This window comes from Halomonas sp. AOP43-D1-4, assembly GCF_052446175.1.
Lineage (GTDB): Bacteria > Pseudomonadota > Gammaproteobacteria > Pseudomonadales > Halomonadaceae > Vreelandella > Vreelandella citrativorans.
Window position 1 is genome coordinate 288,519 of sequence record NZ_JBQSVY010000003.1, and the last position, 18,173, is coordinate 306,691.

14 protein-coding genes are annotated in these 18,173 nt (G+C 55.2%); 7 read left to right on the forward strand and 7 right to left on the reverse strand.

The window, feature by feature from the left end; genetic code table 11:
* Both ACT3RQ_RS04970 and ACT3RQ_RS04975 read right to left on the reverse strand, forming a co-directional pair.
* Positions 1–1,845: an SLC13 family permease gene (locus tag ACT3RQ_RS04970; protein WP_444680085.1), complete on the reverse strand. Its 1,845-nt coding sequence runs from the start codon at positions 1,843–1,845 to the stop codon at positions 1–3.
* Positions 1,846–2,156: 311 nt separating this feature from the next.
* The gene (locus ACT3RQ_RS04975; protein ID WP_193054385.1) at positions 2,157–3,134 is read right to left on the reverse strand and encodes an NADPH:quinone reductase; all 978 of its coding nucleotides are present in this window, start codon (positions 3,132–3,134) and stop codon (positions 2,157–2,159) included.
* Between the two features lie 195 nt (positions 3,135–3,329).
* Between ACT3RQ_RS04975 and ACT3RQ_RS04980 the strand changes: the two genes are divergently transcribed.
* Both ACT3RQ_RS04980 and nfo read left to right on the forward strand, forming a co-directional pair.
* A complete protein-coding gene (locus ACT3RQ_RS04980; RefSeq protein ID WP_193054386.1) occupies positions 3,330–4,094 on the forward strand; it encodes a glycerophosphodiester phosphodiesterase family protein in 765 nt (254 codons plus the stop codon).
* A gap of 38 nt (positions 4,095–4,132) precedes the next feature.
* On the forward strand, positions 4,133–4,993 hold the full coding sequence (gene nfo / locus ACT3RQ_RS04985) for a deoxyribonuclease IV (RefSeq protein ID WP_172116487.1): 861 nt from the start codon (positions 4,133–4,135) through the stop codon (positions 4,991–4,993).
* Here nfo and ACT3RQ_RS04990 read toward each other — a convergent pair.
* Positions 4,963–5,550: a helix-turn-helix domain-containing protein gene (locus tag ACT3RQ_RS04990; protein ID WP_172116486.1), complete on the reverse strand. Its 588-nt coding sequence runs from the start codon at positions 5,548–5,550 to the stop codon at positions 4,963–4,965. The genes nfo and ACT3RQ_RS04990 overlap by 31 nt on opposite strands.
* A 320-nt stretch (positions 5,551–5,870) precedes the next feature.
* Between ACT3RQ_RS04990 and ACT3RQ_RS04995 the strand changes: the two genes are divergently transcribed.
* On the forward strand, positions 5,871–7,082 hold the full coding sequence (locus tag ACT3RQ_RS04995; protein ID WP_193054387.1) for a benzoate/H(+) symporter BenE family transporter: 1,212 nt from the start codon (positions 5,871–5,873) through the stop codon (positions 7,080–7,082).
* A 114-nt stretch (positions 7,083–7,196) separates the two neighbouring features.
* On the opposite strand, the gene ACT3RQ_RS05000 is transcribed toward ACT3RQ_RS04995, so the two are convergent.
* Entirely contained in the window at positions 7,197–7,631 is a 435-nt protein-coding gene (locus ACT3RQ_RS05000) for a hypothetical protein (RefSeq protein ID WP_087105633.1), read from the reverse strand.
* Positions 7,632–7,868: 237 nt separating this feature from the next.
* On the opposite strand from ACT3RQ_RS05000, the gene ACT3RQ_RS05005 reads away from it, so the two are divergent.
* On the forward strand, positions 7,869–9,605 hold the full coding sequence (locus ACT3RQ_RS05005) for a proline--tRNA ligase (protein ID WP_444639663.1): 1,737 nt from the start codon (positions 7,869–7,871) through the stop codon (positions 9,603–9,605).
* A 468-nt stretch (positions 9,606–10,073) separates the two neighbouring features.
* Here the strand turns inward: ACT3RQ_RS05005 and ACT3RQ_RS05010 are convergent, their stop codons facing one another.
* Entirely contained in the window at positions 10,074–10,592 is a 519-nt protein-coding gene (locus ACT3RQ_RS05010; protein WP_193054389.1) for an FKBP-type peptidyl-prolyl cis-trans isomerase, read from the reverse strand.
* A 96-nt stretch (positions 10,593–10,688) separates the two neighbouring features.
* Between ACT3RQ_RS05010 and ACT3RQ_RS05015 the strand changes: the two genes are divergently transcribed.
* Entirely contained in the window at positions 10,689–12,050 is a 1,362-nt protein-coding gene (locus ACT3RQ_RS05015) for an AmpG family muropeptide MFS transporter (RefSeq protein ID WP_193054390.1), read from the forward strand.
* Positions 12,051–12,091: 41 nt separating this feature from the next.
* Here the strand turns inward: ACT3RQ_RS05015 and ACT3RQ_RS05020 are convergent, their stop codons facing one another.
* A complete protein-coding gene (locus ACT3RQ_RS05020; RefSeq protein WP_444680086.1) occupies positions 12,092–13,912 on the reverse strand; it encodes an SEC-C metal-binding domain-containing protein in 1,821 nt (606 codons plus the stop codon).
* A gap of 89 nt (positions 13,913–14,001) precedes the next feature.
* Positions 14,002–15,231, reverse strand: coding sequence for an ABC1 kinase family protein (locus ACT3RQ_RS05025; RefSeq protein WP_444680087.1), 1,230 nt, complete (start codon positions 15,229–15,231; stop codon positions 14,002–14,004).
* An 84-nt stretch (positions 15,232–15,315) separates the two neighbouring features.
* Here ACT3RQ_RS05025 and ACT3RQ_RS05030 point away from each other — a divergent pair, with 84 nt between their 5' ends.
* Positions 15,316–17,229, forward strand: coding sequence for a DNA topoisomerase III (locus ACT3RQ_RS05030; RefSeq protein ID WP_444639661.1), 1,914 nt, complete (start codon positions 15,316–15,318; stop codon positions 17,227–17,229).
* Positions 17,230–17,510: 281 nt separating this feature from the next.
* Positions 17,511–18,131: a type IV toxin-antitoxin system AbiEi family antitoxin domain-containing protein gene (locus ACT3RQ_RS05035; protein WP_226913521.1), complete on the forward strand. Its 621-nt coding sequence runs from the start codon at positions 17,511–17,513 to the stop codon at positions 18,129–18,131.
* Positions 18,132–18,173 lie beyond the last annotated feature (42 nt).

An 18,173-nucleotide genomic window follows, 5' to 3' on the forward strand; every position in this document is an offset into this window, starting at 1 on the left:
TTACAGCGGCCATACCCACAAAATAACCGGCAGGGCAACCACCAGCACAACGATCGAAAGCGGCAAACCTAGCTTCCAATAATCACCAAACCGATAGCCGCCTGGCCCCAGCACCAGTGTATTGGACTGATGGCCGATGGGGGTTAAAAACGCGCATGAAGCACTCACCGCGACCACCATTAAAAACGGATCAAGAGAGACATTAAAGCCTTGGGCTAAACTGGCGGAAATCGGTGCCATTAACAATGCGGCGGCGGCATTATTGACCACATTTGAAAGTAGCATGGTGAGCACGAAAAGGCCGATTAAGGAAATAAAGATGGGCCACTGCGCGCCAAGCTCTAGCAAGATGTTCGCTACGATTGTGGCTCCACCGCTTGTTTCCAAGGCTTCCCCTACGGGTATCATGGCGGCTAACAGTACAATGACAGGGCCATCAATGGCCTGGTAGCCATCCCGCAGTGGCAATACCCCAATTAATAGCGAAATAAGCGCGGCACAGCCCATTGCGACCGCTGCGGGCAGAAGGTCCAGCAACATCGCGACAATGGCCAGCGCAAAAATCCCAATTGAGATAACCAACTTACGCGGCTGGCCTAACTGCAGCTCCCGATTAGCCAACGGCAAACAGCCTAAGGTAGAAAGGCTATCGCTAATTTCGTTCTCGCTGCCCTGAAGCAGTAGTACATCGCCGGTTTGAAAACGAATATCTCGCAAGCGCTGTTTCAAACGACTACCGTCACGAGCAACCGCTACCAGATGTAGACCAAACTGTTGATTTAATCGCAGCTGTCGGACACTGCGATTATTCATCATCGAATCATTACGCACGACCGCTTCGATCAGTTGCAGCCCTTCGGTATCCACCGGCTGCCGGCCCTCATTGCTGTCTGCTTCGCCCTCATCCTCTTTTGAGGCATCTTCATCCTTCTCCTCAGGCTCCGCAACCGCACTCAACCCTACTTTATCTTCAAGCAGCTTTAGATCATCCGGGCCCGCCTCAAGCAGTAAAATATCACCCTCTTGCAAGATCCCATGAAAGGAGTAGCCCGCCCGACGATTATCGTCGCGCACTACGGCCAATACAGGAATGGTTTCCTCAAGTTCATCGCGTAACTGCGGTAGCGTTAAGCCGTTGGCTTTAGAGTCCTTGGTGACGTTAAGCTCTACCAGATAATTGGCGGTATCAAACATCTCTTCAGTTGATGACTTCGCATTGCGTTTAGGTGTTAAGCGCCAGCCAATTAACACGATAAACACAAGGCCTACAACAGCTACCGCAACCCCGACAGGGGAAAAGCTGAACATGCCAAAATTTTCTCCGGTTACACTGCCACGGTAGCTGGAGATAATAATATTGGGCGGTGTGCCAATCAGGGTGGTTAAGCCCCCCAGCAACGAACCAAACGCGAGCGGCATTAAAAGCAGGGAAGGAGACGTGTTATGTTCGCGGGCAAGCCGCATGGCAACGGGTAGCAATAGCGCTAACGCCCCCACATTATTCATAATGCCGGACAACACCACCACGGTTCCTACTAGCGCTAAAAGCTGGAGTATCAGCCGGTCACCCACCTTGAGCACTTGGTTGGAGATAATATCCACTACGCCAGAACGCTCAAAGCCACGGCTTAACACCAGCACGGCAGCCACCGTAATGACGGCGGGATGACCAAACCCGGCAAACGCTGAATCAGCCGGAACAAGCCCTAGCATCACCGATGCAAAAAGCGCCGTTAATGCCACTAAATCATAGCGAAAACGCCCCCATACGAACGCTACCAACGTTAATCCCAGCACGATAAATATCAGTGTGCTGGGTGCCAAGCCGATTGCTTCCATCGCCATGCGAATCATCTCCTGTAACGCTACCCGGCCTGCTTACCCCTTCCGGCTTGCCTTTGTAAACCACAACCCATGTAAAGAATGAGAAGAACCTTCACACATTAGACGGTATCTATACAGCCGTATAGCGTGTGCAAACGTTAGAGAATAGCCGACCGGCTGGAACTGCTGATAAAGCCGCATGGGGACGACACATTGGCTGCGCTTCCCAGAACGGTAATCTGAAAAAGGTACAAATAAGCAGTAAAGAGGAGCTAGTCTGAAAACTAGAATCAACAAAAGCCGCGTTTGCGGCTTTTGTTGCTCGCTACCGATCAGGGCAGCAGTACGGTTGAACCGGTTGTTTTACGGTTCTGGAGTGCATCCTGGGCTTTACCCGCATCGGCCAGCGGGTAGCGGTTGGCAACATCAATTTTGATTTTGCCACTCTCGATCATGCTAAAGAAATCTTTGCACATCATTTCCAGGCGCTCGCGCGTGTCGGCATAACCGTTCAAGCTGGGGCGGGTAACAAATAACGACCCTTTCTGATTCAAAATTCCAATATTAACGCCATCAACCGGGCCGGAGGCATTACCGAAGCTGACCATTAACGCGCGAGGCTTCAGGCAGTTTAACGACATATCCCACGTGTCCTTGCCCACCGAATCATAAACCACATCGCACATTTCGCCGTTAGTAAGCTCGCGGACGCGTTCAACAACGTCTTCTTCGGTGTAATTAATGGTCGCCCATGCGCCATTTGCCAGCGCCAAGTCGGCTTTCTCTTTAGAGCTAACCGTACCAATCAACTTCACACCTAACGCCTTGGCCCACTGGCAGGCAATCGAGCCTACACCACCCGCTGCGGCATGGAACAAGATGGTCTCGCCACCTTTGAGTTCATGCGTTTGACGTAACAGATACTGCACGGTTAAGCCTTTCAGCATGCTCGCCGCTGCGGTTTCAAAATCGATGAAGTCAGGCAGTTTGACGACTTTTTCAGCCGGCAGCGTATGATGCGCCGCATACGCGCCTAACGGGCCTTGCGCATAGGCAACGCGGTCCCCAACACTTAGATGAGTCACCCCTTCGCCAACCGCATCAACAATACCCGCGCCTTCAGTACCCAAGCCCGCAGGCAGCGACGGTGCTGGGTAAAGACCGGTACGAAAATAAATATCAATAAAGTTGAGGCCAACGGCTTTATTGGCGACCCGCACTTCACCTGACTTGGGCGCTGCCGGAGTAACCGTCGCTACTTCAAGTACCTCAGAACCGCCGGTACGGGCAAACTCGATACGCTGAGACATATAAACTCCTTGTACTTTATTTTGACAAACAGACATTTTGTAAACGAGCTAATGGCTATCCAAACGCTTTAGGCGTCAGAAATCAAGCCGTTAGTTCTAAGCGAGCGGCATTCACTGCGATTGACCTGACACGCTGATGTCACTTGCGCATGCTAGACTGATTTTACTCAATCTGTGACGCCTTATGGATGTGCGATGACCCACCCTGCTATTACCCTCCCTACCCTAATTGCTCACCGCGGCTATTCCGCCGCCGCCCCTGAAAACACGCTAGCCGCCGTACGAGCCGCGTATGAGGCAGGTGCCCGCTGGGTTGAGCTGGATGTTCAATTACTGGGCGACGGCACCCCCGTGATTTGGCATGACGCAGAAGTGGACCGTTGCTCTGATGGTCGGGGGAACCTCAACACGCTCACTTGGCCACAGGCCAACGTTCTGGATGTCGGCAGTTGGTTTGGCGATGCCTTTGCGGGTGAAAAAATGGCCAGCCTGGAGGCCATGCTGGCGCTGCTCAATGAGCTGGAGATGGGCGTCAATATGGAAATAAAAGTCAATAAAGGCCGCAACCCAATCGAATTGGTTAATCGCGTACTACCAGACATGCGCGATGCCCTATCGCCAGAGCGCCTGATTGTGTCTTCGTTTGATGTAGATGCACTTAAACATTGCCGCACATTGGCGCCAAAAGAAGAGCTGGCGCTGGGAGTCTTGTTTGGCAACACGCCCAGGGAGTGGCGCGCCCTCTGCGAGTCGGTTGATGCGTTCAGCATTCACCCCCACTGGCCACGCTTAAAGCGCGACCAGGCCGATGCCATGCACCAAGCGGGCTATCAACTGTTGTGTTACACCGCGAATGACCCAAGCGCTTTTAATAACCGATGGGAATGGGGCATTGCTAGCGTGATTACCGACGAACCTGCTATTTTTAAACGTTTTTTGGATAACCAGCGTTCAAAATAGAGTCATCAAGGGGATGTCATGGAATACAAGGGGGGTTCATGAAATACATAGGTGCACACGTTAGCGCAGCGGGCGGAGCTGACCAGGCCGTGCAACGTGCGGTGGAAATAGGCGCTAATGCCTTTGCTCTATTCACTAAAAACCAGCGCCAGTGGAAAGGCAAGCCGTTAACCGATAAGGCAATTGAGGCTTTTAAAGCCGCTTGTCGCCAGCATGGCTTTGGCCCAGAGCAAATTCTTCCCCACGATAGCTACCTGATTAACCTGGGGCACCCGGAAGCCGAGGGGCTTGAGAAATCCCGTGCGGCTTTTTTGGATGAAATGCAGCGCTGCGAACAACTAGGCCTGACGCTACTTAACTTTCACCCTGGCAGCCATCTAAACAAAATCAGCGAGGCGGATTGCTTAAAACGTATTGCGGAATCGGTTAACGAAGCGCTGGTGCATACCCAAGGCGTGACGGCCGTTATCGAGAACACCGCTGGGCAAGGCACTAACCTTGGCTGGCACTTCGAGCACTTGGCGGAAATCATTCGCCATGTCGATGACAAGTCACGCGTTGGCGTATGTATCGATACCTGCCATGCGTTTGCGGCGGGGTATGACTTACGAACCGCCGAAGCGACACAGGCAACCTTAAATGAGCTTGGCAGCATCGTAGGCTTTGAGTATCTGCGCGGCATGCATTTAAACGATGCCAAAAGTGCGTTTGCCAGCCGGGTTGACCGCCACCACAGCTTGGGAAAAGGCAATATTGGCCTGCCTGCCTTTACCACCATCATGCAGGATGCCCGCATTGATGGAATCCCCATGATTTTAGAAACCGTAGAGCCTGACATCTGGCCTGAAGAAATCAGCTGGCTGCGCACTCAAGCAGAAGAGGCCGCCCCCGGCAAATAGTGAATCACATCATGAAAGCGTAAGCGCGTGGCCGTGGCATTGCGCATTGCGTGGGGGCGGTCAGCAAAAAAGCGCAGCCCCTCGCCTACCTTTAGCGTTTGCCAACGGTCATCAATGCGCAGCTCCATCTCCCCTTCAACCACCACAATATGTTCTACCACGCCCTCGGCATGCGGCGCTGACTCGCTGATCGCGCCGGGCGCCAGCTCAATCATGAACATTTCAAAGCCCAACAATGGATCATAAGGGAAAATCAGCCGTGCCTGCATGCCTGCACTGTCATCTCCCCATACCGACTCTCCGCTATCCCGGCGTAGCTCACCCTGAACCGGTTTTTGGCTGTCGAATAGGGTAGAAAACGACACTCGAAAGCCACTGGCGATTTTCCACAGCGTTGATACGGTCGGGCTCGACTCACCACGCTCGATTTGCCCTAGCATGGCTTTGCTTACGCCTGTTTCAGCCGCTGTGCGGTCCAGGCTCCAGCCCTGTTTATTACGTAGCTGCTTAACCGTGTTGGCTATATGTTCAGCAATGGTGTGAACTTCACTCGCCATAGGTCTCCCCTTTAACGCCATAAAAGAAGTTTACTGGCTCACTCGTCAAAGCGACACACGCATTTAATCGGCACCGCGATGAGTGTCTGTCCGTGCTTATAATTACTTTCACTTCGCCAGCCCTTCGGGCCGGCATGTTCTGTTGCTTTTTTTAGCCACGTATCGCCGCCCAAGCTCTTGAACAAGAGTTCCTTAAACGGCGCATATCTCTTTAGGGTAAGGCCTTCTTAATGGCGTTGTGCGCTATAGCGCACGGTGGTAGCCTACACAACTGTGCGCTATAACGCACATTTAATAATAAGCGTTAGCGAGGAGATACCATGGAGGCGCCATCCAGCGAAGAGCATGCCACCTCGCCACGGCCACACTACTCGGCCTGGCGGGACGTTAGCCTATCAACGGTGACGGCTGGGTTTGTTGCCGTCGTCATTGGCTATACCAGTTCAGCGGCGATTATTTTTCAAGCCGCAGAGGCTAGCGGCGCATCTGCAGCGCAAATCAGTTCCTGGCTCTGGGCGCTGGGAATTGGCATGGGCGTTACCTCCTTCGGGCTTTCGCTGCGCTACCGCATGCCGATGCTAACCGCCTGGTCGACGCCAGGCGCCGCCTTTCTGGCCACTAGTTTGTCGGGTATTCCGCTTGATGAAGCCATTGGCGCTTTTCTATTCTCAGCGCTGCTTATTACGCTATGCGGCGTAACGGGGCTGTTTGATCGCTTAATGCGCTATATACCAGGTGCGATAGCAGCCGCCATGTTGGCTGGCATTCTGCTGCGCTTTGGGCTGGGGCTGTTTAACGTTATCGAGACACAGTGGCTAATCCCACTCGTTATGCTGGCCGCCTGGATAGCAGGCCGTCGCTTATGGCCCACCCTTGCGGTACCCGGCGTGCTCGTCACCGGGCTGGGGCTTGCATTTGTGCAAGGGCAAATCAATTTAAACGATATTCCATTGACTCCGGCCATGCCCGTTTTTACTGCGCCGGCATTCTCCTTAACGACCCTGATTGGCGTGGGCATTCCACTTTTTATCATTACCATGGCGACCCAAAATCTACCGGGCGTGGCGGTTTTACGCGCAGCAGGCTATCAACCTGACAGCTCACCGCTTATCAGTTGGACAGGCGGCGCAAGCCTGCTGCTTGCGCCATTTGGTGGCTTTGCGCTCAATATGGCGGCGATCAGTGCCGCTGTCTGCATAGGCCCTGATGCCCACGCTGATCCACGGCGCCGCTACACGGCTGGCATGGCCGCTGGCATTTTTTATACCATTATGGGGATTTTTGGCGCGACGGTGACCGGCGTGTTTAACGCCCTACCCAGCGCACTGGTGATTGCCCTGGCGGGTATCGCGCTGCTTGGCACACTGGCAGGCGGGCTAGCCAGTGCCTTTGCCGATAGCCGACATCGTGATGCCGCCATCGTCACTTTCTTGTTGACCGGTTCAGGCATTACGCTACTGGGTATTGCTGGGCCATTTTGGGGGTTAATCGCGGGTTTAATCACCTTAAAGCTGACGGCGCCCAACCAATAACTAATCATTAATAACCAACAACCAATAAAAAACGAGATCCCCAAGCAGGCTTACAGTACAGCCCTAGGATCTCGTTTTTTTCAATGAAGGTTTGTTGATGTAGGGCTTTAAACGTTACATCGTCGCCAGGCGCTCTTCATCCATCACACCCGACATCCGCACCATTGCCAGCGCTTCTTCAAGGTTGCTCATTTCTTCAATCATTACCAGCTCACTTTCCAGGCTAACCGGCTGGCCCGCCTTGTCGGACAACAACTTTTCAAGTGACGCCAGGTTCAAGTCACGATCAAGGTGTAGAACATCGACAGAAGCGCTGTTATTACTGGGCAGGTAGATCGTGCCATTTGAAAAGTCGACCGCGTAGGCAATAACACCGGGGACAATGAAAAACAGAAGCCCCACACCATTGGCAATGGCCACTACCGGGTCAATTTGGCCGCTTAATTGGCCTTTCCGCTCTGGATGAAACAGGGTACCGCAACCAGTCAATGCAATAATGGAGGCGCCCACAACGGCTCCCGATAACCAACGGCGTACAGTTTGCTTCATCAAGATTCTCTCAAAAATTTAAAACAGCGCGCAGGCAAAAAGGTAGCTTTAAAAGATAGCTTTACAGAAAAACTGCCCGCGAGCACATGTGAAAACGCGTTCATATTAACACAAACAGCCCCCTGGATGACGGGCATGCTGATGGCAGTATTTTGCCGCGCTAACCGCTAAGCCGTACAATAGCCTCATTCAACGCTAAACCAGCGGCTTTTATACTATCAAGGAATGCTATCTCCCATGCGCGCCAGCCAATTATTAATCGCTACGTTAAAAGAAACCCCGGCCGACGCCGAAGTCATTAGCCATCAGTTGATGTTGCGTGCCGGGATGATTCGCCGCCTGACCTCTGGCCTGTACACCTGGCTCCCTCTGGGTCTGCGTACACTGCGTAAAGTAGAAGCGATTGTTCGCGAAGAAATGAACCGTGCCGGTGGTCAGGAAGTACTGATGCCCGCCGTTCAGCCGGCAGAACTATGGCAGGAGTCTGGTCGCTGGGAGCAGTACGGCCCTGAATTACTACGCGTAAAAGACCGCCATGATCGTGACTACTGCGTAGGCCCGACCCATGAAGAAGTCATTACGGACCTGGTGCGCAAAGAGATAGCAAGCTATAAGCAGCTGCCGATTAACTTCTACCAGATCCAAACCAAATTCCGTGATGAGATCCGCCCACGCTTTGGAGTGATGCGCTCGCGCGAGTTCATCATGAAAGATGCCTACTCTTTCCATTTGGATGAAGCGTCGCTGCAAGAGACGTACCAGACCATGTACGACGCCTACACGCGAATTTTTACCCGTTTGGGGCTGGACTTCCGCCCGGTGATTGCGGATAACGGCTCTATCGGCGGCACCGGCTCTCACGAATTCCATGTACTGGCAAGCTCCGGCGAAGACGATATCGTGTTCTCGAATGCGTCTGACTACGCCGCCAACATGGAAAAAGCCGAAGCCTTACCGGCACCGTTAGGTAGCGATGTACAGCGCGCAGCGCCCAGTGAAGAAATGCGCGTTGTAGAGACGCCCAACGCCAAAACCATCGCAGCACTGGTTGAACAGTTTAAGCTGCCTATCGAAAAAACCGTAAAAACATTGATGGTTCATGCTGCTGAAGGCGGATTGATTACGCTGTTGGTGCGCGGCGACCACGAGCTTAATGAAGTCAAGGCAGAAAACCTTCCTCAGGTAGCGACGCCGCTCACCATGGCAAACGAAGAAGAAATTCGTGCTGCTGTAGGTGCGGGGCCTGGCTCACTAGGTCCTATCGGCCTTAAAATGCCGGTCATCATTGACCGCAGCGTTGCCTTGATGAGTGACTTTGGCGCGGGCGCGAATATTGATGGCAAGCACTATTTTGGCATTAACTGGGAGCGCGACGTTGCCCTGCCCCAGGTCGCCGATTTACGTAAAGTGGTTGAAGGCGACCCGTCACCGGATGGTGAAGGCACGCTGTCGATCAAGCGCGGTATTGAAGTCGGCCACGTGTTCCAGCTGGGTCAAAAATACTCTGAAGCCATGAATGCGAGCGTGCTGGGCGACAACGGCAAAACCAGCCATCCATGGATGGGCTGCTACGGCATTGGCATTACTCGTGTGGTGGCGGCAGCGATTGAACAAAACCACGACGAGTCCGGTATTATTTGGCCTAACGCGATTGCACCTTTCCAGGTCGCGCTGGTGCCCATGAATGCGCATAAATCCCAGCGCGTTCGCGAAGAATCAGAGCGTCTTTACCAAGCGTTAACAGCCGCAGGTCTGGATGTACTGCTTGATGACCGTGATACACGCCCAGGCGTTAAGTTTGCTGATTTGGAACTGATGGGCGTTCCTCATCGTTTGGTAATTGGCGACCGTAGCCTGGACAACGGCGAGCTTGAATACAAGGGCCGCCGTGACAGTGAAGCGACCATGATTCCAGCAGATGACATTGTCGATTTCCTGCTCGAAAAAGCCAGCGTACACCCCACGGCTCAGTAAAGCAGTATCTCGTCCCGCCGCCGTGTCTCAACACGGCGGTGATCCTCTCGACTTCAACCGCACAGGCTTAGCAACGCTTGTACGTACTCATCGCTATGTCGCAGACAAAAAAAACCGGCCCAGTGGGCCGGTAAAAAGGAAGCTTACTTCTTAAAGTAAACCCCCTCCCCTGACGCAAGGCTTAGCAGGCGTTTGCTTGCGTGGCATGCTGCATCAACAACGGGCGTCGCCACGCGCCTACTAACCAAGAAAATGAGTGACAATACTCGCATTTTGGTCACTGGCACACCGCTTGGGACTCTCCCGTCTAAAGCGGCTTCTGTGCACTAACTGGTCATCATCTTATCGAGCCGCAGTATATCAGTCTCTGACCTGGGTCAAATTTTAAGAAGGTGCCACGAACCTTTTTGAGCCATTTTAATACAGCCCTTAAACACCCACGCTGAGACGCGCTTAACGCAGCTCAACTTAAAGCACTTTACGATCCTCTACCTTGGCATGCTCAGTTCCCGGTGGAAGCGGATGCCCTTTTGCCAGTTCCGCCCGCGTTGCTTCACGCTGCTCCAGAATGTTTACCTGGTAGCTCAGCGTACGCCCTGCCAACGGATGATTGGTATCTACGGTAACTCGGTCTCCTGCCACGCTCACTACCGTTACAATTTGCGGCCCGGCCTCACCTTCGGTTTGAAAGCGGCTGCCCGGCGTTAAGTCAGCGTTACCAAACGAGCCACGGCCGACTTCCTGTACCAGGCCTTCATTGCGCAGGCCATAGGCCTCTTCAGGTAAAAGCATCACTGTTACTTCATCACCGGCCTTTAGGCCAGCTAATGCGCGCTCAAGCCCAGGCACGATATTGTCGTGGCCATGCAGATACTCAAGGGGCTTATTGCGGGCGCGTGAATCATCCAATACCTGCTCACTGTTATCGCTTAAAACATCGCTAAGCACATAGTGCAACGTAACGACCTGATGTGCCGTGATCGACATGGAAAACTCCTCTCCGGTAAGCTATCAACATTGTCATAAACATTGATGCAGTTTATCACTTGGCTCAAGCCAACGTCTTTTCTGGAGTTGAACGATATGCCCACCCCTTTACCCCGGCGTAGCTGGCTAGCCGCGCTGGCGATTTACTTTCGGGCACCTGTTATTACCATGCTGTTTCTGGGGTTTTCCGCGGGCTTACCGTTCTTACTGGTTTTTTCTACGCTGTCGGCCTGGCTACGTAGCGACGGGATTGACGTCGCCGCTATCGGCTTTTTCGCGTGGATAGGAATGCTCTACTCGATCAAGTTTTTCTGGGCGCCCGTGGTAGACAGGCTCGCCCTGCCGGTCCTCACGCGCATGTTCGGGCAGCGACGGGGCTGGATGCTGCTGGCCCAAGCGATGATTGCAGCGGGGCTTGTGGGTCTTGCAGGCGTTAATCCCCAAGGCAATCTTGGCGTGGTAGCCGCGTTTGCGCTGCTGGTGGCGTTTGGCTCAGCTACCCAGGATATTGCGATTGATGCCTACCGCATTGAGTCCGCCGATGACGACGTCCAGGCCGCCATGGCGTCTACCTACATTATCGGCTACCGGGGTGGCCTGCTGGCCGCAGGCGCCGGGGCGCTCTATGTAGCGTCAGCCATTTCCTGGGACGTGGCCTACTTAACCATGGCGGCGCTCGTCGGTGTGGGTGTCCTCACCGTGCTGATTCGCCCTGAGCCCAAGCGGGCGTCGCTCTCGGTGCAGTTAATTCATGAACCTAAAGTACGTGCGTTTATTCGCGCTAGCCGTGGCCAACCTAAAGTGCTACGCCGCATGGGCGCCTGGTTTATCGGCGCCATCGTATGCCCCTTTACCGATTTCTTTCGTCGTTATGGGGTAAAAGCGCTGGGCATTCTGGTATTCATTGCAGTGTTTAGAATAAGCGATCTTGCCATGGCGTCGATGGCTAATCCGCTCTATATCGACCTTGGCTTTTCACTGGCAACGATTGCCAATGTGACCAATATCTTCGGTATTGCCATGAGTATTGGCGGCGGTCTTCTGGGCGGGTTACTGGTCGCACGTTACGGTATTGGGCCGGTGCTGATACTGGGGGCCGTTGCCGCCACCTTCACCAATTTGCTGTTCTCGGTACTTGCATTGATCGGCAATCAGGTCCCCATGCTGGTGGTCACCATCATCGGCGATAACCTGGCCAATGGATTGGCAAGCGCCGTGTTTATTGCGTTTCTCTCCACGCTCACGTCGCGTGCATATACGGCAACGCAGTACGCGTTGTTTTCATCATTGATGACGCTACCGGGGAAGTTTTTAAGCGGCTTTGGCGGGCTAGTGGTTAGCGCCCAAGGGTATGTCACGTTCTTTATCGTTGCTACGTTGCTGGGGTTACCCGCCATTCTGCTGGCTATCTGGATTAGCCGCGACAAGCAGCTGGTGCCCACCCCACAGCCGCGTTGAGCGGCTGTGGGAAGAGTAAGCTTTCGTACATAAGAAGAGGGTTAGCGGTGGCTATCCAGCCACTCAAGCGCACCTGGCGTGGTACGCCACTGATCACGCATCAGCGTACGGTACTGCCACGCCTCAGCACGTGAACCTGGCTCCACCTGGCCATCGGCATAGGGGGTCGCTGGGCGCGGTTTTTCCGCACAGATCATCTCAAGCGCATGACGATTATGCGCGGTGACGCCGCCAAGCGCCCGTTCGGCCGCCTCATGCTCGTTTAAGCGGTAAAGCGCCAACGTGCGCCCCATGAGTAACCCCAGCACCAGTGAGCCATCATCGTCTTCCGACTCCTCAGTGAGTGCCAGCGCTTCCTGGTTGCGGTCATCGCGCAGTAGCTGGTCAAGCACCAACTCTTTAAGGCCCAGGCTATCCTCTTGGTCGATGGCTAACAACTCTTCAGCCAGCTCCCGTGAATGCTGGCGTGCGCCGCGCTCCATGCCGACCACTAGCGCCAACCCTGTACGCAGCAGCATGGCATTGTCAGCATCATCCCAGCACAGGCTGCCGTTGCCTGCGGCTCGGGCTTGTTCCAGCCAGCGTGAAAGACGCACCGCCAGTGGTTCCAGCAGGGTTGGCGCCATCCACGGAAGGCTTCCAAAACGGCTGGTAAGCGCGAGAGTGACATCCTGAACGACCTGAGGCGCATCCAGCCACTCAGGGTGTGCGCAGAGCGCTGACATCCACTCCTCTGCATTGCCCCACGGGTCATCGCGAAAGCCCAAGGCCACCTCTTCATCGACCATTACCTGGAACTGCTCATGCCAAGCGGCGAACAAGGTCGCTTCACGGGCGGTGGTCACATACTGCAAATGGCCGCTTTCCGGGTCGCTGCTAATATCAAGTTTGGGCGCTGTAGGAAGGACAGCAAGCAGTGTTTGCAGGGATACCAGCGGCGTGGCCGGATCCTCTTCCGCGCTTAACAGCTGATCCGCAAGCGTTGCCCCAGGGTTATCAGCAAGTGCCGCAAGAAAATCCAACTGCTCTTCGTCAAGATCCCCTTGGCGCACCAGACGCCGATACCAGAAATTAGCCCGCGCCTTGGCTTCTTCTTCATGGCCTTCATGAAGCAGCAACATCGCCTCAATATACGCAAGTGTGGGCGAATCAGGCAGGGCCTGCTGGGCTTTGACAAAGGCTGCCCGAGCGCTGTCCAAATCATCATTATCCAAATGCATTAAACAGAGCCGTTCAAGGGCAACACCGCGTAAAAACAGCGGCCCGCGCTCCATCACTTCATCCAGAAGGTCTGCCCGTTTGCGGGTAAAGCCACGCTCCTGATAGATATCCAGCAGGATTTCAAAGGCGGGCTCGGCTTGCTCTGGCAACCTCGACCAGTCACTACCATCAAACAGTGACTCCAGAATCTGCATCGCCCGGCCCGTTTGGCCGCTTTCGGCGGCAATAAGCCCCGCTTCCAGCAGTGCTTGGGGCGGCGCTTGGCGGCTCTCCAACGCAGACTTCAGCGTAGCGCCCTTCCATTCACGCAGCGACAACATCCACATCATCTGCTCTGGAATGTCGGTGGGGAAATCAACGCGATAACAGCACTGCTTATACTTGCGCCCAGAGTCACACCAGCAAGCCTCATTACGTCCTGGCGTCGCCAGCGGTTCACTGGCAAAATCCAGCCTGGCCAACGGCGCTTGTGACCATAAAATAGGGGCCAGCGCCTGGGCGGTGGCGACATCACCGTTAAATGACTTGGCGCCTTCATCGCGCACCCAAGTCATAAAGTCGGGATAGTGTTCTTGCTGCCTGATTGCCGAGAGTGCCCCGGAGGCAAATCCCAGCAGCTGATCGACCCATACCGCTAGCATTGCCGTCTCCACTGTGTTTAAAAGCGCAATAGCTTACCATGAAGGTGGGCATGGCCGCAGCGGTGAACTGCTTATAGGTGGCTTGGGCGCTAAAGCAACGGCGCAGTCCGTGCGTGCATATCCAGCCGCGCTTTTAAACGCACCAGATTCCAGTAGTGGCCATTCAATGCTCGCGAGAGAAGCAGCGTATCCGCGGGAGGCTGCAAGCGGTTCATCGCCGCCCACACTTTGGGCGACAGCTCACGCAGGCGGCGGTGTACGCGCACATCGCTGAAATCCTGCTCCCCCGGTTCAAACAGTGGAGAAATACTTTCAGCAGCCTCGCGGTAGAGCGCCAGCGGTGCGCCTTGACCTTGACGGCCACCCAAGTTGACGAGTGCGTCATCCATGGCCATGGGGTCGTGATCAAGCGTGGCGCTGAGCAATTGCATCATCGCCTCAATTCGCGCTTCGGGCACCGCAATCACAGCACCAAAATCGTAAATAATCAGCCGACCTTGCTCATCTGCCGCGAAATTGCCGGCATGCGGGTCGGCATGCAGCTCGCCGTGGGTAAACAGCTCCTGGGTAATCCAGTCGGCAAGCGTAGTGGCCACCTTCTGGCGCACTGTATCATCGGCGCTTTCCAGCTCACGTAGCGGCGTACCGGGCACGTAAGACATGGCCAGAACATGTTGGCCCGAAAGCTCAAACAGCGGCCTGGGTATGATGATTCGCGAATCACTCTGGTAGCGCTCTCGGTACCGCGCCAGGGCGTTTGCTTCTGCCTGATAATCCAGCTCATCGCGAAGCCCCGCCGCCAGCTCTTCAAACAGCGCATCCAGGCGCGCCTGAGGCACCTTGAACCAACGGCCCAGCCCGATAATGCGCCGCACCTGTTTTAAATCACTTTCCAGTACATCCGCCAAACCGGGGTACTGCACTTTCAGCACCACCGTTTTGCCCTCAAGGGTGACTGCCTTGTGCACCTGGCCCATGGAAGCGCTGGCAAAAGGCCGCTCTTCAATTTCGGTAAAATACTCATGGATATCGCCGTACTGAAGCACCAAGGCTTCATGGATACGCGGCCAAGGCATCGGCTCTGCCTGGCGCTGCAAGCGCGCCAGCTCATCGGCTAAATCGGGCGGCAACAGGTCGTCCCACTGCGACATCATTTGAGCAAGCTTCATTGCCGGGCCTTTAAGCTCGGAAAGCCCTTCGAACAGCGCCTCACCTAACGCACGCCAATCCGCCTGGCCGCCCAAGCGCGTTTTAAGCAGCGCACCACCCGTGCGTGCGCCCAGGCCCACTAACCTGCGTGTTCTACCGCGTTCGCGCATATCAATCCCCACTGCCCTGCCCTATAAGTCACCGCTACTGTTACCATAGGCGCATTTCGAACAGACGTTAAGGCCACGCTTCGCATGCGCTTGATTATTGCCGAAAAACCCAGCCTTGCCCGGGCCATTGCTGAAGCGCTGCCGGGAAGCTCCAAACGCCAGGAAGGCGCTATTGTGTGCGGTGATACCACCGTAACCTGGTGTTTGGGCCACCTGCTTGAGCAGTCCCCACCCGAGGCTTACGACCCCGCCGATAAACAGTGGCGGCTGGACCGTTTGCCCATTGTGCCTGGCACCTGGAAGCTGGCACCGCGTTATAAAGCGCGTGGGCAGCTAGCGGTGATTCGCAAGTTAATCAAGCAGGCCACTGATGTTGTTCATGCTGGCGACCCGGACCGCGAAGGCCAGCTACTGGTGCAGGAAGTGATCGAGCACCTGAAGTACCGCGGCCCGGTTCAACGCCTGTTAATCAGCGATTTGAACCGCCCAGCGGTCAGTCGCGCCCTCGCCAAACTGCGCTCCAATCAGGAGTTCCAGCCGCTTTTTCAGGCAGCGCAAGCGCGTTCACGCGCTGACTGGCTGTATGGCATCAACTTGACCCGTGCCTGGACGCTCACCGGCCGCCAAGCGGGCCACGATGGTGTACTTTCCGTTGGCCGTGTGCAAACACCGGTACTCGGGCTGATTGTGCGCCGAGATAACGCCATTCGAGATTTCAGGCCGCATCCGTTCTACCCGCTCTGGGTGGACTTACAGGTTGAAAAAGGCCAACTACGCGCTTGGTGGGCACCCAAGGAACACCAGCCGCTGGATGATCAAGGCCGCTTGATTGATCGCACACCCGCTGATGCACTGGCCGCCCAATTGCCGGGTGCAACCGGCCAGCTCACCAGGCTCGACCAGCAGGAAAAACGTCAGGCGCCGCCGCTGCCCTACTCGCTTTCCGCACTTCAGGTAGATGCCGCCCGACGCTTTGGGCTTTCCGCACAAATGGTGCTGGATATTTGCCAGCGCCTTTACGAGCAGCACAAGCTGATCACCTACCCGCGCTCCGACTGTCGCTATCTGCCCGAAGAGCACTTGGCCCTTGCCCAGCGCAGTTTAACCGGCGCCTGCCAAAATGATGACACGCTCAGGCAATGGCTGAATGGTGCCGATTTCTCGCTGCGCTCAAAGGCGTGGAACGACAAGCAGGTGGGTGCCCACCACGCCTTGGCGCCTACCGGAAAGCCTGCTGATTTCAGCCAGCTCTCGGCCACTGAAGGCCACGTGTTTCGGTTGGTGGTGCGCAACGTCATGGCCCAGTTCTATCGCCCTTTGCGCACCTTTGAAGTGAAAGCCGAGTTCACGCTGTTAAACGAGGCGTTCCGTGCCCGCGGCCAAAGTATTCTCGACCCTGGCTGGAAACCGCTTTTCACCACGAAAGAAGAATCACCGCCGCTGCCACCGCTTGCCCAAAATGAACACTGCAAAGCACTGGGTGCAGGCATAGAGGAAAAGGAAACCCGCCCACCCGAGCCGTTTACCGATGCCAGCCTAATCAAGGCGATGATGAACATCGGCCGCTACGTGGATGACCCGAACGTTCGCAAGACCTTACGGGACACCGATGGCCTGGGTACCGAAGCCACCCGCGCCGGTATCATCGAAACCCTGGTACAGCGCGGCTACCTGGTGCGCCAACAAAAAGCCCTACGTGCCACCAAACTGGGGAGCGCGTTAATCGCCGCTCTACCCAGCGCCGTCAGCACGCCGGAACGCACCGCCCTTTGGGAGCAGCGCCTGCGGGCCATTTCTGAACAACAGGATGATGCGGGCGCTTTTCAGCAGGCCCTGCTGGAAGACCTTCGCGCCCTGCTTCATCAAAGCGATGCGGAAAAGCTCAGGCTGAGTTTGCAAACGGCTCAGGGTGCAGCGGGTAGCCCGGCAAAGCCAAGGAAAAGCACTAAAACCAAACGCGCCAGCTATGTGAAACGCAAACCTGCCAAGCAACGCTGACTGGGGTTTCAACTTTGGCGACGCCAGCAAGTTAATGAAACACGGCCCCCAACACCTATAAGACACCTTGTTACACTAAAGCCTGTCATGCCCTTTTTTTTATTAGAGCTAGGCCCCGATTTCATTATCGCCTGAACAGAAAGTTCACGTACGCCATGGATGCTACGCATTGTAAGAAACTGCTTGCGCTCGACCAGTCCAACACCCCCGACGAAGCTGCCGCTTGAATCTTCAAGCGCGATCAGACAAAGTGTCACCACATATAAACAAGTGGTGACACTTTGTCTGAATCCTGCTCCGCCCGATCTTTTCGGACTCAACTTCAAACCCTGTTCCGCCAGCAAGGCGGTAAGCTTCGCCTGAGTGAGGCCCTGACACTGGGTATCAGCCGGTACCAGTTCTATCGCCTTCGTGATGAAGGGCTGATTGAGCCGGTCAGCCGTGGCCTCTATCGACTGGCGGACCTTCCCCCGATTGATAATCCAGATTTGGTGGCCACCGCCACCCGTTTTCCCCATGCCGTGCTCTGCTTGATTTCGGCGCTAGACTGGCACGGCATTACCACCCAGATTCCTCACCAAGTGCATCTAGCGGTGGAACGGGATGCCCGTCTGCCGGTTCTGGATTATCCGCCGGTGGCCGGTTATCGGTTCTCAGGGCAGGCCTTCAGCACAGGCATCGAGCAGGTAGAAGTAGATGACATCACGCTACAGGTCTACAACCCGGAGAAAACCCTGGCGGACTGCTTTAAGTTCCGTAACCGTATCGGCATGGATGTGGTGCTGGAGGCGCTTGAGCTCTACCGCAACCGTAAAACATTCCGGCCTGGGAAACTGATGGAATACGCCAGCATCTGCCGCGTTGCGAAGGTGATGGCGCCCTATGTAGAGGCCAGGCTTTGAGCGGAATCACTCAGTCAACGAACCAACAAGATGACAGGAGAC